Below are 23,201 nucleotides of genomic sequence, written 5' to 3' on the forward strand. Positions count from 1 at the left end.
ACGCGCCGGTTCACCCGGCGGTGTGGTGCAACGCGAAGGCGTGAGTGACGGCAATCAACCCCGCGCAACCAGCAAGAGCGAGCCAGGGCAGCCAACCGGCACGGCGCGTCATGCTGCCGTCCGCATTGCGGGCATAGTCTTCGACCAAGGCGTGCGGGAACACGCCCTTGTCCTGGACATAATGACGCCAGGCGAAGACCGGCACGATCAGCAGCAGGGCGATAAGACCGTTACGCAGGGTACCCGCGCCCCAGACGTCGGCGCCCGCCCCCATGAAAGCCATGTTGACGAAGCCGAAAGTGCAACCCAGCGCCAGGAGCCAGGTGGGGCAGCGAAACGGACGTTCCCGCTCTCCGCGATCGATGCGATGAATCCAGCCGGCCTGGAGATTGAGGAAATTGAACGCCAGGTAGCAGACGTTGCTGATCATCAGCACGGCGAAATAGTCTGATGCCAGGAGCAGGATGAGGTTGAAGCCCAGGTCCGTCCACATCGCGGCGGTGGGGGCACCGTGGCTGTTCACGCGCGAGAGATAGCGCGGCAGCCAGCCATCGACCGAAGCCTGGTACAGCGTGCGCGACGAGCCCATCATCGACGTCATCACGATGAGCAGCAACGACAGGATCAGCATGGCGATGAACAGGTTGGCGATCAGCACGCCGGCATGGCTGGAGGCGACCAGCCCCAGCCCCTTGACCACGATGGCCGCCAGTGCCTGCGCCACGCCAGAGCCATCGTAGATCGAGGGCGATAGCATCGCATCGAGGCCGAGCGATGCCTGGAAAGCCAGCGGCACCAGCGCGAAGACGAGGATGCACAGCACGCCCGAGGCGATGATCGCGCGCGGCGTATCGCGCGCCGGGTTGCGGAATTCGCGGGTGTAGCACACCGCCGTTTCAAAGCCGTAGGTGGACCAGCCAGCCCCGAACATGGCACCCATGAGCAGAACGAGGCCATAGCCGTTCCACGAACCGAAACCGGCGTGGCCCGCGGCATCACGCAGCATCGGCAGGAGCGGGAAGAGATGCTCGCGCGGCAGGTTGCCGGTGAAAACCGGAATGAGGCCAACCAGGATCAGCGGGGCAAGACACACCAGGCCCAGAATCTTTTGCGCGTGCGCCGCGCGCGCGGCGCCGCCATGCTGCAGGGCAAATGTCAGCAGCAGGAACGCGGTGGCGATGAGCGAGACCGCGTTGATGCGCAAGCTTAGGCCGGGGCGCACGAAGCCGAGATCCACCAGCTTGATCTGCCAGGTCATGATCGCAGCGTCGGGCGCGAACAGGCTGGCCATGATGTACCCAGCGGCCAGGCTGGTGGCGAGGGTAAGCACCGGGGACCAGGCGAGCCAGTTGGCCCAGATGGAAATGGGCGCGACAAAGCGGCTGTAAGGCAGCCAGGCGGCCGCGCCATAGACCGAGGCGCCGCCCGACTTGTGCGGATAGAGCCCGGCGATTTCGGCGTAGACGAAGCTTTGGATGAAACCCATCAGGATCGAGGCGATCCACACCACCCAACTGGGCTGGCCGATCGTGGCGGCGATGCCCCCCATGGTGAGCAGCACGCCGGCCGGCACGCCCGAGGAGGCCCAGAACGCCCCTTTCCAATCGAGCGAGCGGTGCAGCTCGCCGGCGGGGGCGGCCAGGGCCGCGGCGTGGTCTTGACCGCTCATCGCTGCTGCGTCTCCCATTGGGGGTGGACGTAATAGGGTTCGTTGGAAGCCGGGAGCAACGGCTTGCCCAGGATGTGATCGGCCGCCTTTTCCCCGATCATGATCGTGGGCGCGTTGAGATTGCCGGTGGTGATCGAGGGCATCACCGAGCTATCGACCACGCGCAGGCCGGAGACGCCGATCACGCGCAGTTCGGGATCAACCACCGCCAGGGGATCATCAGGGCGGCCCATCCTCGCGGTGCACGAGGGGTGCAGCGCGCTTTCCACTTTGTCGGCGATGAAAGCATCGATCTGTTCGTCGGTAACACAATCGGCGCCGGGCTGGATTTCCCGGCCACGGAACGGGGCAAAGGCGGGCTGCTGGAAGATTTCGCGCGTCAGGCGCACGCAGGCGCGCATTTCGGCCCAATCATCCGGGTGGCTCATGTAGTTGAAGCGGATCGCCGGCTTTTCGCGCGGGTCGGCGCTGCGCAGCGTGACCGTGCCGCGACTTTTCGAGCGCATCGGGCCAACGTGGGCCTGGAAGCCATGCTCCGTGGCGAGCGAGGAGCCGTCGTAATTGATGGCCATCGGGAAGAAGTGGTACTGGATATCAGGATAGCGGATGCCCGCGCGGCTGCGGATGAAACCGCAGGATTCAAAGTGGTTGGACGCGCCAAGACCGGTGCGGCGGAGCAGCCATTCGAGGCCCACCTTGGCTTTCCCGACCAGATTGGCATGGCCGAACAGGGTGATCGGCTGGGTGCAAGCCATCTGGAAATAGAATTCCAGGTGATCCTGCAGATTGGCGCCGACCCCGGCGCGATCGGCCAGGACGGGAATGCCATGGCTGGCGAGTTCATCGGCCGGGCCGATGCCCGACAGCTTGAGCAACTGGACCGAATTGATCGGGCCGCCCGACAGAATGACTTCGAGGCTGGCGCGCACGGTATGGAGGGTGCCGCCACGCTCGTATTCCAGGCCCACGGCCCGCGTGCCTTCGAACAGGATGCGGGTGGCCAGCGCGTGTTGTTCGACTTTCAGGTTCGGGCGCTTGACCGCGTCATAGAGGTGCGCCTTGGCCGACGAACAACGTTCGCCGTTGCGCACGGTCATGTCCATGCGGCCAAAGCCTTCCTGCTGGAAGCCGTTGTAATCCTCGGTCAACTGGTAGCCAGCCTGGCGCGCGGCCTCCATCCAGGCGTGGTGGAGCGGATTGTCGAGCGTGCCATAGGTGGTGGAAAGCGGGCCATCCCCTCCCCGATAGGCGTTGCCGCCTTCGGCGCGGGTTTCCGCGCGCTTGAAATAGGGCAGCACGTTGGCATAGCCCCAACCATGCGCGCCCTGTTCCTGCCACTCTTCGAAATCGAGCGGATTGCCGCGCACATAGACGAGGCCGTTGATCGAGGAGGAGCCGCCCAGCCCCTTGCCGCGCGGGCAATGCAGGCGGCGGTTGTTGAGGTGGGGTTCGGGTTCGGATTCGTAGCGCCAGTTCCACCGCGTGGTGTTCATGGGATAGGCCAGCGCGGCGGGCATCTGGATGAAGATCGAGCGATCCGAGCCGCCGAATTCGAGCAGCAGCACGCGGTGGCGGCCGTCGGCGGTGAGCCGGTTGGCCAGGACGCAGCCGGCCGAACCTGCCCCCACGATCACATAGTCGAAGGTTTCGGGATCAGTAGGGAGCATCGATCGGCTCCATGGCGACATAGACGCTCTTGAGGCGCGTATAATGCTCGATGGCGGCGCGGCTGTTTTCGCGGCCGAGGCCTGATTGCTTGACCCCGCCGAACGGCAGTTCGATCGGCGTGATGTTGTAGGTATTGATCCAGCAGGTACCGGCATCGAGCGCCGCCACCACGCGGTGAGCGCGCGTGATGTCTTGCGTGAACACAGCGCCGGCGAGGCCGAACTCGGTGGCGTTGGCACGCTCGACCACCTCGGCTTCTTCGGTGAAAGGCAGCACGGCCATGACCGGGCCGAAGATTTCCTCCTGCACGATGGTCATGCCATCGTGGCAGGCGGCAAAGACCGTGGGCGCGACGAACGCGCCCTTGTCGCAGCCGTTGGCCGTAACGCGGTGGCCGCCTGTGACAAGCGTAGCGCCTTCGGCCTTGCCCTTTTCGATATAGCCCAGGACCTTGTCCATGTGGGCCTGGCTGATCAGCGCGCCGACGTGGGTGGCCGGATCGGCGGGATCGCCCACCACCATCGCTTCGGTGCGCGCCTTCAACCGGGCAAGGAAATCATCGATGACCGAGGCGTGGACGAACACGCGGGTACCGTTGGAGCAGACTTCGCCGGCGGAATAGAAATTGGCCAGGAGTGCGCCAGACACCGCATTGTCGAGATCGGCATCGGGAAACACGATGAGTGGGCTCTTGCCGCCCAGTTCCAGCGTGACCTGCTTGAGCGTGGCGGCGGCATCAGCCATGACCTTGCGGCCGGTGCCGACTTCGCCCGTCAGAGAAATCTTGGCGATGCCGGGATGACGCGAGAGCAACTGGCCAGTGGCGGCAAAGCCCTGAACCACCTGAAACACGCCTTCGGGGACGCCGGCCTCGATATAGATCTTTTCCAACTCGATCGCGGTGAGCGGGGTGAGTTCGGCAGGCTTGAAGATCATGGCATTGCCGCAGGCCAGCGCAGGCGCCGATTTCCAGCAGGCGATCTGCAGGGGATAGTTCCACGCGCCGATACCGGCGGTGACTCCCAGCGGTTCGCGCCGGGTATAGCCGAATGCGCCAGGACCAAGATCGACATGCTCTCCGGCAATTGTGGCCGCAACATTGGCATAGTATTCGATGCAATCGGCGCCCGAGAGCACGTCGACGGCAATGGTTTCCTGGATCGGCTTGCCGGTATCACGGGTTTCCAGCAGGGCAAGTTCATCGTTGCGCGCGCGCAGGATTTCCACGGCTCGGCGCAGGATGCGGCCGCGCTCGGTTCCGGTAAGACGGGCCCATTGCTTCTGCGCGACTTTGGCGCGAGCCACGGCGGCATCGATTTCCACCGCCCCGGCAATGGGGATCGTGGCGAGCACTTCACCCGTGGCGGGATTGATCGTTTCGAAGGTAGCCGGTGCCATCATGCCCTCTGTCTGGCGTCACAAGCCCACAGAATACGTGATGGCGCGGCGGAATCAATTTTTCCGAACTGTTCGCGATTCCGAGCCTTCTGGAAATTATTATAAAAAACAATTATTTATTTTGCTAAGCCTATCACTGGCCCCGATGTGACGCATTAAGTTTACTTATGCGACAGGTCAGGCAGGCAACGCATCTACCGCACCGCGCCACAACCGCAGGCGCAGTTGTTGCCACTGCGGCACACCCCATTCGTGGGGGCATGCATGGCCAACGATGCTGTCGAGGGGATTGGTGTCGTCGAGAAGCATGTCCTGCGGGGGGAGCGCTTCGCGTTCGCGTGTGCAGAAGAAGGCCGTAACGTGGGGACCGGTATCCTGTCGGCGGCCGGGCTGGACCAGTGCGAGCCGATTGGAACGCAAGCGCACGACCATGCCAGGCGGAAAGACGCCGATGCTTTGCATGAACGTGAACAGCAGGTCGCGATCGAAGTGGCCCTCCCAACTCCACATCGCGGCCAGGGCCTGGGGCGGTGACCACGCCTGCTTGTAGATGCGATCCGACGTCAGCGCATCATAGCAATCGCAGATCGCGCCAAGCGCGGCGGCGCGGCTGATCTGGTGGGCAGCCAGGCCCAGAGGATAGCCGTTGCCATCCTGCCGTTCATGATGATGACGGCAGACATCGAGCGCCGTGGCACATACGTCCCCCGAAGCCTGGAGCAGGCGAAATCCGTGTTCGGGATGATCGCGAACCACGGCGAACTCTTCCCGCGTGAGCATGTCGGGCTTGTTGAGCACGTCTTGCGGGATGCCGATCTTGCCCAGATCGTGCAGCAACCCGGCTTGGCCATAGTCGCGCGTTTCCGCCTCGCTCAATCCCAGGAACGTGGCAACGTTGATCATCAGCGTGCACACCGCCACCGAATGGGCGAAGGTATATTCATCCTTGCTCTTGAGCCGGACGATATCGAGCACGGTGCGCGGACTGTTGGCCACCGCCTGGGCGATATCGTCAACCAGCTGGTGGGTATCGGCCACGCGCACTGCACGGCCCATCCGCGCATCGTCAAACAGGCCACGCATGGTTTGCCGCGCCTGGCCGACCATCTGCTGGACCTGGCGACGGCGCTGGCGAGCGATGCTTTGTGCCAACGCGCCGGAACGATCGGGTGGGGGAACGGGCACGCGGCGGCAATGCCTGGGAGCAGGTGCCGGGATTGCCGGCGGGCGGGCGGCAGCTGGCGCGGCATCTGACGCTGCGCCTTCGTGCTTGGCGCCGCGCGACTCATCGATGATGACGTAGGGCACGTCGGCGGCGTGCACCTTTTCGAGATCGTCATGGCTCGCGATGACGAAGCGCGTCCGCCAGAACGGATGATCGAACCACGATCCGCCGAATCCGCATATGAACATGCCAAGCTTGACGTGTTCGGGAGGAATCTGGCGGATCATGCCGGACAGAATGCGCGGGCCGGCTTCCCGCGTGGCTAAGCGGGCGACAGGGAAAACCCGCAAGAACAAGGTTAAACGCGACGAACGGTTGCCCGGCCCACCGTGACGTGGTGAGAGACGCACGATGAATCACCCAGCCGACCTTGCCATCCGCCTGCGCCGCGCCGCATTCAACCGGGCCTTGGCCGACGCCGATCTGGCCGCGATCGGGCCGTTGCTGGCACCCGACGTGGTAATGGTGACGGGAAGCGACAGTGCGATTCTTGCCGGTCGCAAGGCGCAACTGCTGGCCTGGAAGCGCGAATTCTCGGCGCGGACGCGCAGCATCTATGTGCGAACGCCCACCACGATCGTGCCATCACCAGTGGCGCCCATCGCCCTGGAACACGGGGCGTGGCAAGGCCGCGACGCCCAGAGCGGCACGATCCAGGCGGCAGGCCAATATAGCGCGAAGTGGCGCGAGATCGGTGGTGCCTGGGTGATCGTGGCCGAAATCTTCGTCACAATGGAATGAAGCGATCAACCTGTTCCATAGCTGCCTGCACCGAAAGGCCAGGCGCCAGGAAACGACCATCGCGGCCCGCGCGCGCCGGCGACCAGATTGCCCAGGCCCGCGCCAGCAATGCGGCGTGATCGTCTGAAACGGCGTGGGCAAAGCGATGCTGGCGACCATCGGGCAACCGGGCATCATACCAGATCCAGCCGGGCGGAAGGCTAGGCGGGCGGCTGGGCACGGACGAATCGGCCATGGTTCACCTTGGCAAAAATGCCGCACGAGCGGACGAAATTTACCGCTTCGGTTAAAGGAAATTTCCTTTTATTGAATCGCCGTTTAGCGATTTTGACGCGGATTTGGCAGCATCTCGACTGGATATTTAGGATTTTTCCTATATTCAGTTCCTATGCCCGCTGAGCCCGGCGCCCTTTCCGCCCAGCCCTCTCCCGCCAAGGGGCAACGGCGGCAAGCTGGCCAAGCACACGCCGGGCAAGAGCACAAATCCTTGATTTAAAGCCTGCATCCACACCGCAGAAAACAGAACGGCGCGGGGCGTCGGCCTGCTTGGAGTGTTGCGGATGCTGCAGCGAAATCAACCGTCAAAGGAAAAGTCCTGATGACCGATGCCATCGCCACCGTTGCTGCCGATGCCCCCGCCAAGGTTTCGCTGGCCGGCCTGACCTGGACCGAACGAACCACCTATCGCGCACTGGCCGAAGCCGCACAGACCGGGCTGCCCTGCCCTACCAACATCGATATCGAAATGCTGTGCGGGTACAATTCGTGCTCGATGGGGCCGGTCATGGTCAAGCGCCTGGAACGCAAGGGACTGATCCGGGTGGAGCGATACCAGCGGTTTCGCATCGTGGAAATCGTGGCCACGGGTGAGCGCACGGCGCGTGCGGCCAACATGCGCGACGACACCCCGCATGTGCCCAAGGGCACCCACACGCCGCCGCCCGCGCGCCTGCCGACCAGTGCAACGCCGCGTCCGACCGACCGCAAGCCCTACAAGACCGGAAAGGGCCTGCGCTGATGACGCGCGCGCGCAAGGCGGGGCGCGATCCGGCGCTGGAAGACCTGCTGCTCGCCGGGCTGGCCGAAGGCATCACGCTACGCAAGCTGTGCCGGCGGCACCAGGTGGCACCGGGATTGGTGCAGCGCTGGCGGCTGGAAGACAAGGACTTTGCCCGCCGCTTTTCCCTGGCGCGCGAAGCGGGGTTCGAGGCGATCGCGGAGGAAACCCTGGAAATTGCCGACGACGATGCCGGCGACGTGATCTGCAAAGAAAAGGCCGACGGCACGGTTTCCGCCACCAAGAACCCGGACAACGTGGCCCGTGCCCGGCTGCGGGTGGAGACGCGATTGAAACTGCTCTCGAAATGGGCACCGGGGAAATACGGCGAAAGCGCGGGGCCAGGCGAAAGCCAGGACTGGAGCGAGCGGTTGGCGGCGGCGCGAGCGCGGGTATTGAAGGGGCGGTAAATGGCGGGGAAATTGTCGAGAACGGCGGATCTGGCCGAGGCGATCGGCGCGTTTACCCACGATCCGCTGGGACACGCGTTGTTTGCCTATCCCTGGGGCCAGGGGCCGTTGGCAGGCATGGCCGGGCCGCGCCGCTGGCAACGCGACGTGCTGGAGGAGATCGGCGCGCATCTGGCCGATCCGGTCACGCGGCATACCCCGTTGCGCCTGGCGCGGGCATCGGGACATGGCATCGGCAAATCGGCACTGGTGGCAATGATCGTCAAGTGGGCGCTGGACACCTGCCCCGATGCGCGCGTGCTGGTGACCGCCAACACCGAAAGCCAACTCGATACCAAGACAGCACCGGAAATCGCCAAGTGGGCGGGCCTCGCGCTGACGGCCGACTGGTTTGTCCAGACCCGGCGGGCACTGGCCTCGACCGCGCAGGGCCGGGGCCCATCATGGCGGGCCGACCTGGTGACGTGGAGTGAGCACAACACCGAGGCCTTTGCCGGCCTGCACAACATGGGCCGGCGCATCGTGCTGATCTTCGACGAGGCGTCGGGCATTGCCGACAAAGTGTGGGAAGTGGCGCTGGGCGCCCTGACCGATGCCGATACCGAATTGATCTGGCTGGCATTCGGCAATCCGACGCAGAACACTGGCGCGTTCCGCGAATGCTTTGGCAAGCATCGCAACCTGTGGCGCACCGCGCAGATCGACGCGCGCGAAGTGGAAGGCGTGAACGCCGATTACCTCAACGAGCTAGTGGCGGCCTACGGCGCAGATAGTGACGTGGTGCGCGTGCGCGTGCGGGGCCAGTTCCCATCGAGCAGCACGATGCAGTTCATCCCGCAGGACCTGGCCGAAGCCGCGCGACGGCGCGTGGTGCCCGCCGGATTGCCGACCGACCCGGTGATCTTTGGCGTGGACTGTGCGCGGTTTGGCGACGATGAAAGCGTGCTGGCGATCCGCTGTGGCCGCGATGCGCGCAGCCGGCCGTGGAAGAACTGGCGCGGGGTGGATGCCATGCAACTGGCCGGCGACATCGCCCTGGAGGCGGCGCGACACCGGCCCGATGCGATCTTTGTGGACGCGGGCAACGTGGGCGCGGCGGTGGTCGATCGCCTGCGCCAGTTGCTGGGCGATACGCCAGTGATCGAGGTGTGGTTTGGCGGCAAGGGGCGCGAGGCCGAACTGGAACCCGGCGTTTCCGTGCCGACAGCCAACAAACGTGCCGAGATCTGGACGCGGATGCGCGCGTGGCTGGGCCAGGGCGCGGTGCCCGACAGCGACCGCCTGCGCGACGACCTGATCGGACCGACCTATTCCTTCGCCGCCGACGACACCCGCGTGCAGCTGGAAAAGAAGCCCGAGATGAAGCGGCGCGGATTGCCCAGTCCGGACTGGGCCGATGCACTGGCCTGCACCTTTGCCGAAGCCGTGGGCCCGCGCGCGCTGCCGGCCTGGCTGGAACCCGAAGCCCAGGCCGATGACGGAGCGGGACGCTATGGCGAGCTGGGTTGAGCGGCTGCGATTTAACTTGCCATCACAGAATATATTCAGAAATATACAAATATAAATCGGCGCGATTCGCTTCGGGACAGCACAAAACGCGCCTCCATCTTGCCCATATCCAATAATTCATTGTGGAACATCTGCTGCCACAAACGCGTCTCTGCGCCTGGAATATTGGTAAATGCCGGCGCAGGCATGATGAGGGAGGGATCGATCATGAAACTACCCGCAGCTTATGCCTATCTGGGAAATATTGCCAATCCGCCCAAGATGATAGTCGAAGCTCTCAAGCTGTTCGGCACCAAGGAGCAGCCGGGGCCGGGTGACAATCCGGTCATCATAAAATGGGCTGAAGAAGTCGGCACGCAAGTGGCGCATGACTATTATGCAGACTCTGTACCATGGTGCGGCCTGTTCATGGCCGTGGTGGCCAAGCGGGCGGGCAAGCCGCTGCCGCCCAATCCGCTGTGGGCGCTGAACTGGGCTAAATTCGGCGAACAGGCCGGCCAGCCGATGCTGGGGGACACACTGGTGTTTATCCGCCCCGGCGGCGGGCACGTTGGGCTCTACGTGGGCGAGGACAACGCCAATTTTCACGTGCTGGGCGGCAACCAGAGCGATCAGGTCTGCATTCGCAGCGTGCCGCGCGAGCGTCTCTATGCCGCGCGACGGCCGATCTACACCAATGCACCACCTTCGATGAAAGTCATCCGCCTGGCCAGGAACGGTGACGTTTCGATCAAGGAAGCATAACCCACTATCAACAGGACGCTTTTAAAGGCCCTGTCCCAGTTCGGGCGGGGCCTTTTTCATGCGCGTTTCATTGCGATCATGGAGCTCTGCACCAGCGATTCAAGCTGGTGCGTCCCCGGCTTACAAGCGCCTTCAATCCATGGAGGTGCCTAGATGTGCAGCACGCCCACCGTTCCCACCGCGCCCGAGCGGCAAAGCCTGAAACTGCCTGACCAGGGGGCGCCAGCCGGCGCCATGGACAACAGTCGCTGGCGCCGCGCGATCCTGGCCGGGATGGTCACTTCGCCGCTGGGCCTGACCGGCGCAGCGCGGATTTCTTCCACCACGCTTGGTTCGGCCACTCTCGGTTCGGGAGGCACTCTTGGCTGATCACAAATCGATCCGCGCCCATTGCGAGGCACGTCTGGCCGGGATGAAATCCGTTCGCCAGGATTATGAAGCCGAAGCCGAGCAGATCGCCCGCTTTGCCCAGCCAGCCCGTTCGCGGTTCCTGGCCGGGAGCAAAGATCGTTCGGGCGCGCGGCGCCGACAGTGGAACCGCACGCTGTTCGACCCTCACGGGATCGAGGCATTCCGCACGCTGACCAACGGGATGACATCGGGCCTTTCCAGTGCATCGCGCCCTTGGTTTACCCTCAAGACCGCCGACGACGACCTGATGGACGCGGAAGGCGTGCGCGCCTGGCTTTCGGCGGTGGAGCGTCGGCTCTATGCCTTTCTGGCATCGACCAACTTCTATGGGGCGGCCAAGGCCGGCTATGGCGAGATGGGTCTGTTCGGCACCGAGGCCTGCGTGATGGTGGAGCATCCGCTGGCAGGCGCGGTGTGCCACGCGCTGACCTTTGGCGAATACTGGATCGCGCTGTCTGACGCGCTGGTGCCCGATACGCTTTATCGCACCTGCCCGATGAGCGTGCGCCAGGCGGTGGAAACCTTTGGGCCCACCGTCTCTCCGGCCGTGCGCGCGCTCTATGATCGCAGCCAGTACGAGACGGTGGTGGAAGTGTTCCACGCCATCGAGCCGGACCCGGACCACGATCCGCATCGCTTCGGCTCCAAGGCCTGGCGCAGCGTCTATTGGGAAGCGGGCGCACGCGGTGACAGCCTGCTCAAGCTTGCGGGCTATAACGAGCAGCCGTTCTGGGCCCCGCGCTGGGACGTGGTGGGTGGCGACACTTACGGCCATTCGCCCGGCATGGAAGCCCTGCCGGCGCTGCGCGAATTGCAGATGCAGGCCAAGCGCCGCAACGAGGCCATCGACCAGATGGTCAAGCCCGAGAAGATCGTGCCGCCGGGCGTGCGCCTGACCGGCGAACCGGGGCGCACGGTAACGGCATCTGGGCTGGACCGCGACGGCGTGGTGATCCCCTACCAGATGCCCTACCAAGCCGTGGCGGCGATCGGCGAGGAAATGGACAAATGCCGCCGCCAGATCGACGGCTTGAGCTTTGCCGACCTGTTCAACGCCATCACCAACATGCGCGGCGTGCAGCCCCGCAATGTTGAGGAAATCGTCAGCCGCAACGAGGAAAAGCTGACACAGCTTGGCCCCGTGATCGAACGCGTGGCCAACGAAAAGCTGCAAGTGGCGATCGATCGCGCCTTTGCGATCCTGAGCCGCGGGGCCATGTTGCCGCCTGCTCCGCCAGCCCTCCACGGGCGCGGAGTGCGCGTGGAATTCGTGAGCATCCTGCAGCAGATGCAGCGCATGGTCGGCATCGGCCAGATCGAGCGGGTAGTGGGCTTTGTCGGCAATCTGGCGGCCGCCCATCCCGAAGTTCTGGACAAGATCGACTTCGACGAAGCGGTGGACGAATACGCCTGGCGCGCCGGTACCCCAGCGCGGATCATGCGACCGGCCGCCCAAGTGGCGCACTTGCGCACCCAGCGGGGAGAGGCGGCCCATGCCGCCCAGGCGGCCGCGCAGATCAGCCAGATGGTGCCCGCGATGAAAGACGCGGCCGCCGCAGCAGAACTGCTCTCGCGCGCCGACGTGGGCGGCGAAAACCTGCTCAAGCGACTGATCCAACCGTGAGCGTTACCGGTGAAGATGCCGCCGCCCTGCTGGGCCGCCTCGAATTCCGCCGCTTCCTGCACGCAGCGATTCAAGCGGCGGGGCTGCTGGGGCAACAGACAATGGCCAGCGGGGCCGATGGTACCCTGCTCGCCTTCCTCGAAGGGCGGCGCAGCTTGGGTTTCGACCTGATCGCGCTGGCCCATCGCGGCCAGGACGAGGCGACCCGCGCCCAGGATCCGCTGGGCCTGACGACCATGCAGGCCGTGCTCGATGCTGCCCTTAGTGCAAAGGAAAACCGCCTTGAGCGACCCCATCCCCGCACCCGATACGACGAGCTTCCCGACGATGAACCCGGCGCCGACGGGCCAGCCGGCAACGGCCCCGGCCAGCGCCGGTTCGACCGCCCAGCCGGGCGCCGCTGAACCGGCCCACTCCCCTTCTGTCGCAACCGAACCGACGCAGGCGGGCGTTCCCGAACGCTATGACCTGGCACTCGACGGCATGGCGCTGGACTCCCAACTGGTGGAAAGCGCCGAGCCGGTGCTGCGCGAGTTGGGCCTTTCCAACGAGCAGGCCGGCAAGCTGCTGCCTTTGGCGCAAGGCGTGATGCAGCGCACGCAGGAAAGCCTGCTGGCCCATTTCGCCGATGCTGCCGCCGCGCAGAAGCGCGCCTGGGCCGAGGAGTTTGCCGCCGATCCCGAAATCGGCGGTGCCCGGCGCGCGCAGAGCGAGCACCTGGCCGCACGCGGCCTGGATGCCCTGGGTTTCAACGAGGGGCACCCGTTCCGCCAGGCGCTGGCCGACAGCGGCTTTGGCAACCACCCCGACATGATCCGCGCGTTCCGCCGCCTGGGCGAATTGCTCAGCGAGGACAGCGGCTTTGCCCGTGCCCATGCCGGCAGCGCCAACCAGCGCCCCGTCTGGGAACGTCTCTACCCCCAAGAAGCGAAGTAAGGAGATAGCTTCATGGCCATTCTCGGCTCGAGTTACTGGAACCTGATCGATGTGCTCAAGGCCGGCGGCGACGGCCTGGGCGACGTGGTGGAGGCGCTGACCCAGCTGACGCCCTTCATGAAGGACGCCAACGTGGTGAGCTGCAACAGCGGCACCGAGCATCGTTCGACGATCCGCACTGGCCTGCCCAGCGTTTCATGGGGCGCGCTCTACCAAGGCATCGCCCAGTCCAAGGGCAACTACACCGAAGTGAAGGACACGACTGGCTTCGTCGAAGGTCTTTCGTCGGTGGACGAGCGCCTGCTCAACCTCAAGCCCGCCGAAGCGGCCAAGCTGCGGCTGGTGGAAGGCCAGGGCTTCCTGGAATCGATCGCCCAGACGGTGGAAAGCGCGATCTGGTATTCCGACGTCAAGGTGAACGGCAAGCAGTTCCACGGCCTGGCGCCGCGCTACAACTCGCTGTCGAACGCCAACGTGGTGAATGCCGGCGGCGCACAGGCCGACAACGCCTCGATCTGGTTCGTCACCCATGGTGACATGCAGACCAGCGTGATCGTGCCGGATTCGGTGCCGGCCGGCGTGCAGCGCGAAGACATGGGGCGCCAGCGCGTGCTCGATGGCAATGGCAACCCCTATTACGTCAAGGAAGAGAAGTTCACCCAGCACATGGGGCTGTGCGTGAAGGACTGGCGCTTCAACGGGCGCATCGCAAACATCGACGTGTCGGACGTGGTGGCCGGCACGGTGGCGCTCAACCCGCTGCTGCGCAAGCTGTACTACAAGCTCCAGGGCCGCCGCGCCTATCACATGGAGCGCGAAGGCCAGGTCAGCCCGGGCCGCACCGTGATCTACATGAACCGCGTGTTGCTTGAAGCGCTGGACGCCGAAACCAGCAATGGCCGCAGCGGCGTGGACAACTTCGTGCGCCTGACGCCCATGGAAATCCAGGGCGAGGAAGTGATGACCTGGCGCGGCATCCCCATTCGCGAAACCGACGCCCTCGTCACCAACGAAGCGCTCGTCGCCTGACGCGCAAGCTCCGGTTCCGGCGCCGTAAAGGGCGCTGGAGCCGGGGCGACGCTCCTCTCCCAATCCGGAGTATTCCCGCATGATTTTCGACAATTCGCTGTTGCTGAGCGATGCCCAGGCGGTGACCGCCTCGGCCGCTTCGGCCAATGTCATCGACTTGGGCACCACCGGGACCCCTTATGGCGCCAGTGCCGCCCTGGTGCGCGATCTGGGCCGTGGCCAGGAAGTGGATCTGGCCGTGACCGTTTCGCAGACCTTTGCCGGGCTGACCAACCTGCAGGTGAGCGTGCAGGTTTCGCCCGACAATGCCACGTGGACGACCGTTTCCAGCGGCGCGGTGGTGCCGCTGGCCAGCCTGGCAGCCGGATACCAGTTCAAGGTGCCCGGCAGCATCGAGGAAGGTGTCAACGCCCGCTACCTGCGGCTGTACTACACCGTGGGCGGCAGCAATGCCACCGCCGGCAAGATCACCGCCGCGGTGGTGGCCAGCCGCCAGACCAACCTGGGCGTGGGCGGCCAGTAAAGGCCCTGCCGGGCGCGCCCCGCCGCGGGCGGACCGAGGCGTGCCCGGCACCTTGCCCCTTCCCCTTCCGCTTTCCAAGGAGACGCAGATGGCAGCCGCCACCCAGAGCAGCTTTGCCGCGAACGGCACCTGGCAGGATATTGCCGCCACCCTTACCGCTGCGGCGAATGCCGACGTGCTGTTGCAGAACATCGGCCAGCAGCCGGTGAAAGTATGCTTTGGCGGCGCGACCGCGCCCGTCAGCGACCTGGCCGGAGTGACTGTCTATCGCCAGGGCACGATCGTCGGCAATGCCGCCAACGTGTGGGTTCGCTCTCCCGGAGGCACGGCCCTGGCCGTGACGGTGGGCTATTCGGGCGGTGTTTCGGGCAATGTGGCCAGCCTGGGCAACGTGCCTGCCGGCGCCAGCGACAGTGGCAATCCGGTGAAGATCGGCGGCGTCTACAACGCCACCCAGCCAACCCTGGCCGACGGCCAGCGTGGGAACCTGCAGCTTTCCTCGCGCGGCGAAGTGATCACTTCGATCGGGTCATCTGGCAACGTCGCCAGCGTGGTGACGGGCGTGGGCGCCGATGCCGGCGGCAGCGTGAACGGCGTGAACGTCTATGCGCGGCCAGGCGTGTTCAACGGGGCCACGTGGGACCGCGCCAAGAAGCCGTCGAGCACGACGCGCCTGCTTTCTGCCGCGGCCACCACGAACGCCACCAGCGTGAAGACCAGCATGGCCGACCTGTTTCGCGTGCGCGGGCACAATGCGAGTGCATCGGCCCGCTACCTCAAGCTCTACAACAAGGCCAGCGCGCCGACCGTGGGCACCGACACCCCGGTGGCGACCTATTACCTGCCGCCATCCAGCCCGTTCGAGATCGCTTTCGACACGCCGCTCTATTTCAGCACCGGCCTGGGCTTTGCCCTGACCGGCGCGGCGGTGGACAGCGACACCACGGCCATCGCGGCGGGCGATATCCTGTGCCTTAACATCCACTACGCCTGAAGGAGCAGATTCCATGGCGATCTGGCGCCGCGACGACGACACCTTGGGCGAGCTGTTCGACGACGGGCTGGACTTGAAGCCGGGCGAGGACGGCTTCACCCGCGCGCTGGCACAGGCGCACTTTGGCACCAAGGCCTTCAGCTATGTCGGCACGCCCGACTGGCAGGTGGTGAGCGAATAGCCACCCCTTCCCCTTCCTCCCGCCAGGAAGGGGCACCCTTTCGCCTGGCAGCAAGGACAAGCCCATGGCCCAACTGATCGACATCTGTAACCGCGCCTTGGCGCAGATTGCCGCTGGGCAGATCGCCGATTTTGCCGAAGGCAGCATCGAGGCCCGCGAAGCGACGCGCTTTGCCAAACCTCTGCTGGCCGAACTGGCGGAATGGGCGCCCTGGCCCTGGGCGCGCACGCGCGTGGTGCTGGCCGAGGTGAGCAACGACCGCCCGGCCGAATGGCTGCACGCCTATGCCGCCCCCACGAACCTGGCACAGCCGATCGCCGTGCGCGCGGTGGAGGACGACGCCACCACGCTGCCGAGCGGTGGCCCGTTTCCCTTTCCGCTCCAGGACGCGGCGCCGCTGGCGTTCCTCTACGAGGGTGGGCGCATCTACGCCAACGTGGCCAACGCCACGCTGGTGTTCGTGCGCAACAACGTGACTGCCCCGGATCTGCCGCCGCTGGTGGCGCGCGCATTCGAGCTGGAACTGGCCGCGCGACTGGCCCTGCCGGTGAAGAAGGACGCAACCGCCGCGCAGACGCTGGCCCGCGCCGCTGAAATCGCGCGGATGCGCGCGATCGCCGACGAGGCGAACAAGAGCGGCGAGCGCCCGGCGCGGTATGTCAGCGAAGCGGAACTGGCCCGCGCCGGCCTTGCCTTTCCAGGAGACGCGGCATGATCGGCGGGCGCACGGCGCAAGCCAATTTCTGCCGTGGCGAGCTGGGTCCGCAGCTGTACGGCCGGTTCGACGTCGACGCATGGGGCACCGCCCTGCGCAAGGCGCGCAACGTCATCGTGCTCAAGTACGGCGGCGTGACCAAGCGACCGGGCACCGAAATGGTGGCCGAAGTGCTTGATCCCACGCAGCCCGTGCGACTGGTGCCGTTCCAGTTCTCGCTCAGCCAGACATATGCGCTGGAAATGGGCCAAGGCTATATGAGCCCCTGCGCAGGCGGCGGCCGCATCCTGGAAGAGGAACTGGCGATCACCGCGATCAGCAATGCCGCGCAGGCCGTGGTGGAAGTGGCCTATCACGGCTTTGCCGTGGGCGACCGGTTCTACATTGCCGGATGCGCGGGCGAGATGGGCAGCCTGCTCAACGGCCGCGCCTGGACCGTGGTGGCCGTGATCGACGACAGCCATTTTCGCATCGATGCCGATACCAGCGGGGTGGCCACCTTTGCAGGCTGCAGTGGCGGGACGACCCGCAGCGCACCGCCTGTGGCCCCCGCCGCGCCGGTGGTGCCCCCCGTAACCCCCGCCCCCACGCGCCCGGCGATCTATTTCGGCGGTTCGGGGCAATTTGGCGGAAAGGCCTGGTTCTGATGGGCGGAGCACGCATCTACAAGGTGGGTTCGCCCTACAACGGGGTGGAACTGGCCGAGCTCGATTTTGAGCAGACCGCCGATACCATGTATCTGGCGCATATCGACCACGCGCCCGCCAAGCTGGTGCGTGCGGGCCATACCGACTGGTCGTTTCGCACTGTCGCCTTTGCGCCCACGGTGGATGCGCCCGCAGGCTGCTATGCCTGGCCAACAGTGGCGAACACCGACAGCAGCAATGGCAACGCGGCCTATTTCCCGCAGCCGGCAAGCTATTGCGTGACGGCGGTGAACGACGACACCGGCATGGAAAGTCGCGCCAGCACGGCATCGACCGCCACCAACGACCTGACGCTCAAACGCAATTTCAACACGATAACCTGGACAGCGGCGCCCGGGGCCACGCGGTACAACGTCTACAAGGCGGATAACTCGCAGTTCTTCGGCTATATCGGCACGACCGAGACCACGAACTTTCGCGACGACAATATCGCGCCGGCGCTGGATCGCGCCCCGCCCCAGGCGGCCAACCCGTTTTCCGGGCCGAATGACTATCCCTCCACCGTCACGCTGTTCGAACAGCGCGCGGTGTGGGCCCGCACGCGCAACGTGCCGCACGGCATCTGGACCACGCGCAGCGGCCAACTGGAGAACATGGATCGTTCGCGGCCATTGCGCGCCGATGACTCCATGGCGTTCACCATCGTGGCCGGCCGCGTCAATTCGGTGAACCAGCTGGTCACCACCACCAGCCTGCTGGCGCTGACATCGGACAGCGTGTTTCACATCGATGGCGATGGATCGGGTGGCGTGCTCGATGCCACGCGCGCGCCGGCCACGCGGCGCCAGATCGGGCGTGGATCGTCGCGGATCTCGCCGCTGGTGATCGACAATGTGGTGTTCTACCAGCCAAGCGTTGGCCGTACGGTGCGCACGATCGGCTATGATTTCACCATCGACGGGCTGAAATCCAACGACGTCTCGATCTTCTCGCCGCATTTCTTCGACGGAATGAGCATCGTTTCCTGGTGCTATGCCCAGGAGCCGCGCAGCGTGATCTGGGCGGTGCGCGAGGATGGCAAGCTCGTCTGCTTCACTTGGGAGCAGGAACAGAACGTGTGGGGCTGGACCCTGTGCGAAACCGACGGGAAGGTCCTGTCGGTGTGCTGCATCTCCGAAGAGGGCGAGGATCGCGTCTACCTGGTGGTGGAGCGCGACATCGCCGGAGCGACCCGCCGCTTCGTGGAGCGCATGGCGCGCCATGCATGGTCGGACATCGCGGATGCCTGCTATCTCGATTGCGCAGTCAAAGGTCGGTTCGATGAACCACGCACCAGCTTTACCGGATTGTGGCACCTTGAAGGGCGCACCGATATTGCCGGGCTGGTCGATGGCGTGGCCATTTCGGGGCTGACCGTCACGAACGGCACGATCACCCTGCCAGCCGGCATGGGCGGCGCCACGCAAGTCACCTTCGGCATCCCGTATCAGGTGGATGTGGAAACATTGCCGCTGCGCCTGTCCACCACGACGGGTAGCAGCGTGGGCCGGATCTGCCAGGCAAGCCAGGCCGTGCTGACCCTGGCCGACACACGCCAGATCGAAGCCGGGATCGACGCCGATCACCTGTTCCCGGTCAAATCGCGCAAGGACGAGGCATGGAACGCGCCCGATGCGCTGATGAATGGCGAATACCTGGTCAACCTGGACAACCGGGCGCGCGACGATTGCGCCATCTGGATGCGACAGACCGCGCCCTTGCCGTTCACCCTGCTGGGCGTGGCGATCGATCCGGTGCTGGGCGGATGATCCTGCCCAACCAGACCCACGTGGAAATCGTGCCGGCCCATGCCCGCCATGTGGGTTTCCTGGCGCGACACATGCGCGCCATCGACAAGGCCGAATGCCGCGCCATGGGCCGCGAACCCAAGGCCGCCCTGCGCCACGGCCTGATCGCATCGACCCATTGCTGGACCGCGATGGTGGCTGGCCAGCCGCACGCGATGTTCGGCGTGGTGGTCGAATCGGCGCTCGCCGGCCGCGGCGTGCCCTGGTTCCTGGGCACGGACGAGGTTTGGCGACACGGCCGCACCTTGCTGCGCCTGGGCCCCCCGATCCTGGCGGCAATGCACGATTCAAGCGCGGTGCTGGCCAACCTAGTGTCTGCCGGCAACACCCGGGCGATCCGCCTGCTCGAACGATGGGGTTTTACCGTGGACGAAGACACCATGCTGGTGGGCGACCTGGCCTTTCGCCGATTTGCCCGCCGCCGCCCCGCCCTTTCCACCCTGCAACAGGAGAATGCCTGATGTGTGGCCCCGCACTTCCGATCATTGCCGCTGGCCTTGCCGTGGCCGGCCAAGGCATCAGCACCGTCAGCGCCATGCACCAGGCGCAGTATCAGCGCCAGGCCGCGCTGCGCCAGGCCGAACTGGAACGCAGCGCAGCCCGCGATGCCCAGGATGAAACCACCCGCGCGATCCAGGATCAGTATCGCCAGATGGCAGCCGAGGAAGGGCGCCAGCGCGTGGCTGCCGCAGCCGGCGGTGTGGGCGTGGATTTCGGTACCGCAGCCGATGCGGTGGACAGCACTCGCCTGGTTGGCGGCGCGCGGGTGACCGATCTGGCCGCGCAGGGCACGCGCGCCGTGCGCCAGGCCGATGCCGGGGCGGCCTTTGCCATGGGCCGTGCCAGCGCCGCTTCAGCCCAACGCCAGACCGCATTGCTGAGCGGCCTGGTCGACATGAGCCAGTCGGTGCTTTCGGGCGCGCGCCAATATGGCGCGATGCGCGCCCGTATCGGCTGACCAGGGCAGCCCTTCCACCTTTCCTTTTCGTTTGCGCGTTGCCCCGCCCGCTTGGGCGGCCCACCCCCGCGCGCCTTGCAGGGACACCTTTCCATGGCCGTTTCCACCACCAACGCCTATGATGGGCCGTTCAGCGCCAATGGCGTAACGCTTTCATTTCCCTTCACGTTTACAGCGCAGAGCACCGCCGACGTGGCCGTGCTGCTGGATGACCAGCCGATCACCGCGGGCTACACCGTGGAGCTGTACGAAGGCGGCGGCGGCACCGTGACCTTCGCTGCGGCCCCTGGCCCGGGCAAACTGGTGGTGTGGCTGGATCCCGATTTCACCCAGACCACGGCCTTCGAGAACGGATCGGCGTGGCTGGCAGCGCCAGTGAACCTGGCCAACGACCGCGCTGCGCTGCGCGACCAGGCGCTGTCGCGCGACCTCAAGCGCTGCATGCGCATTCCCTTGGGCGAGAACGCCGGCACGCTGCCTTCGGCGGCCAAGCGCAAGGGCAAGTTCTTTGCCTTTTCGCCGATCGACGGCACCGCCGTGCTGGCCGACGCGGTCAACAGCGATGCGTTGCTGCGCTCAGACATGGCCAGCACCGATGCCAACAAAGGCGCCACGCTCGTGGGCATTCCCGGCGGTGGCACGCTGAACGACGTGATCGTGCCATGCGCCACGCGCAGCGCGCTGGCCACGCGCACCAATCGCGCGGTCATGGCCTATCTGCTGGAAACCGGGCGGCAGGGGTATTTCTATTTCTCCACGGATAACCTGGCGAGCGCGGTTACGGCCGATACGGCGCAGGCGTTCTATATCCCGCCCAGCACCGACCGGACCGGCGCCAGCGGCGCATGGGTGCGTGCGGCAACCCGCACGGGTACCGCCGATCTCATGTGGTTCGGCGCCAAGGGCGACGGGGTGGACGATACAGCCGCGCTGCAGGCCGCCATTTCGTGGCTCAACGCCGTGCGCGGGCGCACACTGCAAGTGCCGGTGGGCACGTTCACGTTCACGTCTGACCTGCTGATCACGATGAGTTCCTCGCGCATCGAGGCATTGGGTGGCGGCCAGTGCCGCCTGCGCGGCAGCAATGGCGCGCGCATCGTCCTTGGCCAGGCCATTCCCACCGTGGACGCCGCTGGCAAGGTGACCAAGACCGGAACCAAGGTCAGCGATTGTTCGCTCGCGGGCCTCTCCATCCAACCGGCAGACAACCACGCGGGCGAATGCGTGCTGGTCGACTATGCGGACAGCACGCTGATCGAAAAGTGCAATATTGGCCCGTTCAACAACAATGGGTCCGCCGTCACGATCGGCATCAAGACCAACTGGGTCCAGTGGTTGTATATCGATCGCAACCAGATCAACGTGAATGGCGTCTGCCTGTGGTTGCGCCAGCCGGCCACGCGCACGCAGAACGAGGATCATTACCACATCACGCGCAACTTGCTGTACAACGGCAAGGTTCCGCCCACCAACGGCTTCACCCCCGCGAACATCGTGGTGGATTCCGAAGCCGGCTCGACCTATTCGATCTTTGAATTCGAACTGCGCGGCAACCACATCGGCAAGTTCATGAGCGGCAGCACCGCTGCCACCACGATGACCGGTGGCCTTCGCTTGCTGGGCGCGGATACCACCGGGGATTCACGCGCGTTCCATGCCTGCTCGATCCGCGACAATTTCTTCGAATACGTCAATTATCCGATCGACATGCAGCGCGGCCTCTCGGGCGCGACCGATACCAGCGCGATCGACTTTTCCGGCAACGCCGTGCTTTCGGCCACCGTCGTGCTGCATGGCTCGGGCACGACCAAGGCCGTGGCCACGCTCGACGCGAACTATTTCCTGCAGTGCGACACGCTGGTGGACGGCATCAAGTGCCTGTTCAACGGATACAACCGCTATTCGGCGATCGGCACTCTGGCGGCGCAGTCCATCAGCCAGCACCGCATCACCCACAAGCAGACCGGCGGCGGTTCGCTGCCCGGCGTGCGGCTTGAAGCGCGCGGCACTGCCGCGGTTGCGGCCGGGCAGACCTATCTGGATATTTCGCATGGCCTCTCGCTGACGCCCACCGATTTCAACGTCATTCCCACGTCATCGGGATGGGCGCCGAATTTTTGGATCAGCGCAGCCGGCGCCACCACGTTCCGCATCAATTTTACCGATCCGGGCGCGTCCAAGTACCTGCGCTGGACCGCCAGCGTTGCCGACGCCTGATCCAAGGGAGCCTGCCATGCTGATCGAAACGCCGGCCCTTCTTGCCGACCTTGCCGCCATCAATGCAGCCGTCAACGCCGACCCTGCGTTCACCAACGATACCACCCACTTCTACCTGGGTCGCAGCCTGATGGCTGACGATCGGACCGTGGCCTATGCCGAATTGCTGCCGCCCAGCCGGATCGATTGGACCGGCCAGGCCGTGGCGGAAAAGCGCCGTCGCCTGATCGCGGCCGGGCATGGGCCGGCCGGGTTGCTGATCGCGCTTGCGACGCTGCCCGACGGCACCACACACCCCGTTCTGACAGCGGACATCTCGGCCCCGCAGGCGCCTTATACGCTGCTGCTCGACAGCACGAGCGCCGCGCCCAAGGCGTGGTCGTCCGTCGCCAACCTGCAGTTCCGGGAATGCCCCGAGGACGACAGCTGGGGGCTGCTGTGCACGGCATCGGCCGCATGACCACGAGCCACGAGGACCTGCACCGCGATATGGGACGCATGGAGGGAAGGCTCGACGCCATGGAGGACAGCCTTGATCGGATGGCCACCGCGCTGGAAAGAATCGATGCTCGCCTGGCCAAGATCGAAGCGCGCGAAAGTGCCCGGCGCGGCGCCTTTGCCGCGCTGACCGCGCTGGCCGGCGGGCTGTCTGCCTTCATCGCCTGGGCGGTGAGCACCTTTTCGCGCTGAATCGAAAG

General features: G+C 65.4%; 26 protein-coding genes. 20 read left to right on the plus strand and 6 right to left on the minus strand.

Annotated elements, in window-relative coordinates; genetic code table 11:
- Positions 1 to 10: 10 nt before the first annotated feature.
- The 4 genes from FHT19_RS21810 to FHT19_RS21825 form a co-directional block, all read right to left on the minus strand.
- Positions 11 to 1,669 (minus strand): APC family permease, encoded by a 1,659-nt coding sequence (locus FHT19_RS21810; RefSeq protein WP_248290602.1) that lies wholly within the window; start codon positions 1,667 to 1,669, stop codon positions 11 to 13.
- The gene (gene betA, locus FHT19_RS21815; RefSeq protein WP_169476780.1) at positions 1,666 to 3,336 is read right to left on the minus strand and encodes a choline dehydrogenase; all 1,671 of its coding nucleotides are present in this window, start codon (positions 3,334 to 3,336) and stop codon (positions 1,666 to 1,668) included. Before betA ends, FHT19_RS21810 begins: the two co-directional genes overlap by 4 nt.
- Positions 3,323 to 4,738 carry a betaine-aldehyde dehydrogenase gene (gene betB, locus FHT19_RS21820; protein ID WP_169476781.1) on the minus strand — a complete coding sequence of 472 codons (1,416 nt, stop codon included), beginning with the start codon at positions 4,736 to 4,738 and terminating at the stop codon, positions 3,323 to 3,325. The genes betA and betB overlap by 14 nt, the downstream gene beginning before the upstream one ends.
- A 174-nt stretch (positions 4,739 to 4,912) precedes the next feature.
- Positions 4,913 to 6,187 (minus strand): HD-GYP domain-containing protein, encoded by a 1,275-nt coding sequence (locus tag FHT19_RS21825; RefSeq protein ID WP_169476782.1) that lies wholly within the window; start codon positions 6,185 to 6,187, stop codon positions 4,913 to 4,915.
- Between the two features lie 124 nt (positions 6,188 to 6,311).
- Between FHT19_RS21825 and FHT19_RS21830 the strand changes: the two genes are divergently transcribed.
- Positions 6,312 to 6,701, plus strand: a complete 390-nt coding sequence (locus FHT19_RS21830; RefSeq protein WP_169476783.1) for a DUF4440 domain-containing protein — start codon at positions 6,312 to 6,314, stop codon at positions 6,699 to 6,701.
- On the opposite strand, the gene FHT19_RS21835 is transcribed toward FHT19_RS21830, so the two are convergent.
- Positions 6,688 to 6,936 (minus strand): hypothetical protein, encoded by a 249-nt coding sequence (locus FHT19_RS21835; protein ID WP_169476784.1) that lies wholly within the window; start codon positions 6,934 to 6,936, stop codon positions 6,688 to 6,690. The genes FHT19_RS21830 and FHT19_RS21835 overlap by 14 nt on opposite strands.
- Positions 6,937 to 7,299: 363 nt before the next feature.
- Between FHT19_RS21835 and FHT19_RS21840 the strand changes: the two genes are divergently transcribed.
- From FHT19_RS21840 to FHT19_RS21850, 3 genes are read left to right on the plus strand one after another with little or no spacing between them, the layout of a single operon-like run.
- A complete protein-coding gene (locus tag FHT19_RS21840; RefSeq protein ID WP_169476785.1) occupies positions 7,300 to 7,719 on the plus strand; it encodes a hypothetical protein in 420 nt (139 codons plus the stop codon).
- Complete coding sequence (locus FHT19_RS21845; RefSeq protein ID WP_169476786.1) at positions 7,719 to 8,168, plus strand: hypothetical protein; 450 nt, start codon at positions 7,719 to 7,721, stop codon at positions 8,166 to 8,168. Before FHT19_RS21840 ends, FHT19_RS21845 begins: the two co-directional genes overlap by 1 nt.
- A 12-nt stretch (positions 8,169 to 8,180) precedes the next feature.
- On the plus strand, positions 8,181 to 9,677 hold the full coding sequence (locus tag FHT19_RS21850; protein WP_248290603.1) for a terminase: 1,497 nt from the start codon (positions 8,181 to 8,183) through the stop codon (positions 9,675 to 9,677).
- Between the two features lie 35 nt (positions 9,678 to 9,712).
- Here the strand turns inward: FHT19_RS21850 and FHT19_RS21855 are convergent, their stop codons facing one another.
- Positions 9,713 to 9,886 carry a hypothetical protein gene (locus FHT19_RS21855; RefSeq protein ID WP_169476788.1) on the minus strand — a complete coding sequence of 58 codons (174 nt, stop codon included), beginning with the start codon at positions 9,884 to 9,886 and terminating at the stop codon, positions 9,713 to 9,715.
- On the opposite strand from FHT19_RS21855, the gene FHT19_RS21860 reads away from it, so the two are divergent.
- The 16 genes from FHT19_RS21860 to FHT19_RS21935 all read left to right on the plus strand — a co-directional run bounded on the left by FHT19_RS21860 (position 9,885) and on the right by FHT19_RS21935 (position 23,193).
- Positions 9,885 to 10,421, plus strand: coding sequence for a TIGR02594 family protein (locus tag FHT19_RS21860; protein ID WP_169476789.1), 537 nt, complete (start codon positions 9,885 to 9,887; stop codon positions 10,419 to 10,421). The genes FHT19_RS21855 and FHT19_RS21860 overlap by 2 nt on opposite strands.
- A gap of 153 nt (positions 10,422 to 10,574) precedes the next feature.
- Positions 10,575 to 10,790 (plus strand): hypothetical protein, encoded by a 216-nt coding sequence (locus FHT19_RS21865; protein WP_168556199.1) that lies wholly within the window; start codon positions 10,575 to 10,577, stop codon positions 10,788 to 10,790.
- Complete coding sequence (locus tag FHT19_RS21870; RefSeq protein ID WP_248290604.1) at positions 10,783 to 12,456, plus strand: portal protein; 1,674 nt, start codon at positions 10,783 to 10,785, stop codon at positions 12,454 to 12,456. Before FHT19_RS21865 ends, FHT19_RS21870 begins: the two co-directional genes overlap by 8 nt.
- A gap of 282 nt (positions 12,457 to 12,738) precedes the next feature.
- A complete protein-coding gene (locus FHT19_RS21875; protein WP_168556198.1) occupies positions 12,739 to 13,392 on the plus strand; it encodes a hypothetical protein in 654 nt (217 codons plus the stop codon).
- 12 nt (positions 13,393 to 13,404) lie between these two features.
- Positions 13,405 to 14,421 (plus strand): major capsid protein, encoded by a 1,017-nt coding sequence (locus tag FHT19_RS21880; protein WP_168556197.1) that lies wholly within the window; start codon positions 13,405 to 13,407, stop codon positions 14,419 to 14,421.
- Between the two features lie 79 nt (positions 14,422 to 14,500).
- Positions 14,501 to 14,944 (plus strand): Bbp16 family capsid cement protein, encoded by a 444-nt coding sequence (locus tag FHT19_RS21885; RefSeq protein WP_169476790.1) that lies wholly within the window; start codon positions 14,501 to 14,503, stop codon positions 14,942 to 14,944.
- Between the two features lie 88 nt (positions 14,945 to 15,032).
- Entirely contained in the window at positions 15,033 to 15,938 is a 906-nt protein-coding gene (locus FHT19_RS21890; protein ID WP_169476791.1) for a hypothetical protein, read from the plus strand.
- Between the two features lie 13 nt (positions 15,939 to 15,951).
- Positions 15,952 to 16,119: a hypothetical protein gene (locus FHT19_RS21895; protein ID WP_168556194.1), complete on the plus strand. Its 168-nt coding sequence runs from the start codon at positions 15,952 to 15,954 to the stop codon at positions 16,117 to 16,119.
- Positions 16,120 to 16,183: 64 nt separating this feature from the next.
- Entirely contained in the window at positions 16,184 to 16,834 is a 651-nt protein-coding gene (locus tag FHT19_RS21900; protein ID WP_169476792.1) for a hypothetical protein, read from the plus strand.
- Positions 16,831 to 17,481: a hypothetical protein gene (locus tag FHT19_RS21905; protein ID WP_169476793.1), complete on the plus strand. Its 651-nt coding sequence runs from the start codon at positions 16,831 to 16,833 to the stop codon at positions 17,479 to 17,481. Before FHT19_RS21900 ends, FHT19_RS21905 begins: the two co-directional genes overlap by 4 nt.
- Positions 17,481 to 19,289 carry a hypothetical protein gene (locus FHT19_RS21910; RefSeq protein WP_169476794.1) on the plus strand — a complete coding sequence of 603 codons (1,809 nt, stop codon included), beginning with the start codon at positions 17,481 to 17,483 and terminating at the stop codon, positions 19,287 to 19,289. Before FHT19_RS21905 ends, FHT19_RS21910 begins: the two co-directional genes overlap by 1 nt.
- Positions 19,286 to 19,789 (plus strand): hypothetical protein, encoded by a 504-nt coding sequence (locus FHT19_RS21915; RefSeq protein ID WP_169476795.1) that lies wholly within the window; start codon positions 19,286 to 19,288, stop codon positions 19,787 to 19,789. The genes FHT19_RS21910 and FHT19_RS21915 overlap by 4 nt, the downstream gene beginning before the upstream one ends.
- A complete protein-coding gene (locus FHT19_RS21920) occupies positions 19,789 to 20,286 on the plus strand; it encodes a hypothetical protein (protein WP_168556189.1) in 498 nt (165 codons plus the stop codon). Before FHT19_RS21915 ends, FHT19_RS21920 begins: the two co-directional genes overlap by 1 nt.
- A 93-nt stretch (positions 20,287 to 20,379) precedes the next feature.
- Entirely contained in the window at positions 20,380 to 22,503 is a 2,124-nt protein-coding gene (locus tag FHT19_RS21925) for a hypothetical protein (RefSeq protein ID WP_169476796.1), read from the plus strand.
- Positions 22,504 to 22,519: 16 nt separating this feature from the next.
- Entirely contained in the window at positions 22,520 to 22,963 is a 444-nt protein-coding gene (locus FHT19_RS21930; protein ID WP_169476797.1) for a transglutaminase-like cysteine peptidase, read from the plus strand.
- A complete protein-coding gene (locus tag FHT19_RS21935) occupies positions 22,960 to 23,193 on the plus strand; it encodes a hypothetical protein (RefSeq protein WP_168556186.1) in 234 nt (77 codons plus the stop codon). Before FHT19_RS21930 ends, FHT19_RS21935 begins: the two co-directional genes overlap by 4 nt.
- Positions 23,194 to 23,201 lie beyond the last annotated feature (8 nt).

The sequence above is a fragment of the Novosphingobium sp. SG919 genome, from assembly GCF_012932495.1.
GTDB lineage: Bacteria > Pseudomonadota > Alphaproteobacteria > Sphingomonadales > Sphingomonadaceae > Novosphingobium > Novosphingobium rhizosphaerae.

Bases quoted from the DNA above. Each gene is read 5' to 3' on its own strand.
- FHT19_RS21825 (WP_169476782.1), bottom strand. From the start codon at position 6,187: ATGATCCGCCAGATTCCTCCCGAACACGTCAAGCTTGGCATGTTCATA.
- FHT19_RS21835 (WP_169476784.1), bottom strand. From the start codon at position 6,936: ATGGCCGATTCGTCCGTGCCCAGCCGCCCGCCTAGCCTTCCGCCCGGC.
- FHT19_RS21890 (WP_169476791.1), top strand. From the start codon at position 15,033: ATGGCAGCCGCCACCCAGAGCAGCTTTGCCGCGAACGGCACCTGGCAG.
- FHT19_RS21845 (WP_169476786.1), top strand. From the start codon at position 7,719: ATGACGCGCGCGCGCAAGGCGGGGCGCGATCCGGCGCTGGAAGACCTG.
- FHT19_RS21810 (WP_248290602.1), bottom strand. From the start codon at position 1,669: ATGAGCGGTCAAGACCACGCCGCGGCCCTGGCCGCCCCCGCCGGCGAG.
- FHT19_RS21935 (WP_168556186.1), top strand. From the start codon at position 22,960: ATGACCACGAGCCACGAGGACCTGCACCGCGATATGGGACGCATGGAG.
- FHT19_RS21855 (WP_169476788.1), bottom strand. From the start codon at position 9,886: ATGATCGATCCCTCCCTCATCATGCCTGCGCCGGCATTTACCAATATT.
- FHT19_RS21925 (WP_169476796.1), top strand. From the start codon at position 20,380: ATGGCCGTTTCCACCACCAACGCCTATGATGGGCCGTTCAGCGCCAAT.
- FHT19_RS21920 (WP_168556189.1), top strand. From the start codon at position 19,789: ATGTGTGGCCCCGCACTTCCGATCATTGCCGCTGGCCTTGCCGTGGCC.
- FHT19_RS21880 (WP_168556197.1), top strand. From the start codon at position 13,405: ATGGCCATTCTCGGCTCGAGTTACTGGAACCTGATCGATGTGCTCAAG.
- FHT19_RS21910 (WP_169476794.1), top strand. From the start codon at position 17,481: ATGGGCGGAGCACGCATCTACAAGGTGGGTTCGCCCTACAACGGGGTG.
- FHT19_RS21900 (WP_169476792.1), top strand. From the start codon at position 16,184: ATGGCCCAACTGATCGACATCTGTAACCGCGCCTTGGCGCAGATTGCC.
- FHT19_RS21915 (WP_169476795.1), top strand. From the start codon at position 19,286: ATGATCCTGCCCAACCAGACCCACGTGGAAATCGTGCCGGCCCATGCC.
- betA (WP_169476780.1), bottom strand. From the start codon at position 3,336: ATGCTCCCTACTGATCCCGAAACCTTCGACTATGTGATCGTGGGGGCA.
- FHT19_RS21840 (WP_169476785.1), top strand. From the start codon at position 7,300: ATGACCGATGCCATCGCCACCGTTGCTGCCGATGCCCCCGCCAAGGTT.
- FHT19_RS21885 (WP_169476790.1), top strand. From the start codon at position 14,501: ATGATTTTCGACAATTCGCTGTTGCTGAGCGATGCCCAGGCGGTGACC.
- FHT19_RS21905 (WP_169476793.1), top strand. From the start codon at position 16,831: ATGATCGGCGGGCGCACGGCGCAAGCCAATTTCTGCCGTGGCGAGCTG.
- FHT19_RS21895 (WP_168556194.1), top strand. From the start codon at position 15,952: ATGGCGATCTGGCGCCGCGACGACGACACCTTGGGCGAGCTGTTCGAC.
- FHT19_RS21865 (WP_168556199.1), top strand. From the start codon at position 10,575: ATGTGCAGCACGCCCACCGTTCCCACCGCGCCCGAGCGGCAAAGCCTG.
- FHT19_RS21830 (WP_169476783.1), top strand. From the start codon at position 6,312: ATGAATCACCCAGCCGACCTTGCCATCCGCCTGCGCCGCGCCGCATTC.
- FHT19_RS21930 (WP_169476797.1), top strand. From the start codon at position 22,520: ATGCTGATCGAAACGCCGGCCCTTCTTGCCGACCTTGCCGCCATCAAT.
- betB (WP_169476781.1), bottom strand. From the start codon at position 4,738: ATGATGGCACCGGCTACCTTCGAAACGATCAATCCCGCCACGGGTGAA.
- FHT19_RS21860 (WP_169476789.1), top strand. From the start codon at position 9,885: ATGAAACTACCCGCAGCTTATGCCTATCTGGGAAATATTGCCAATCCG.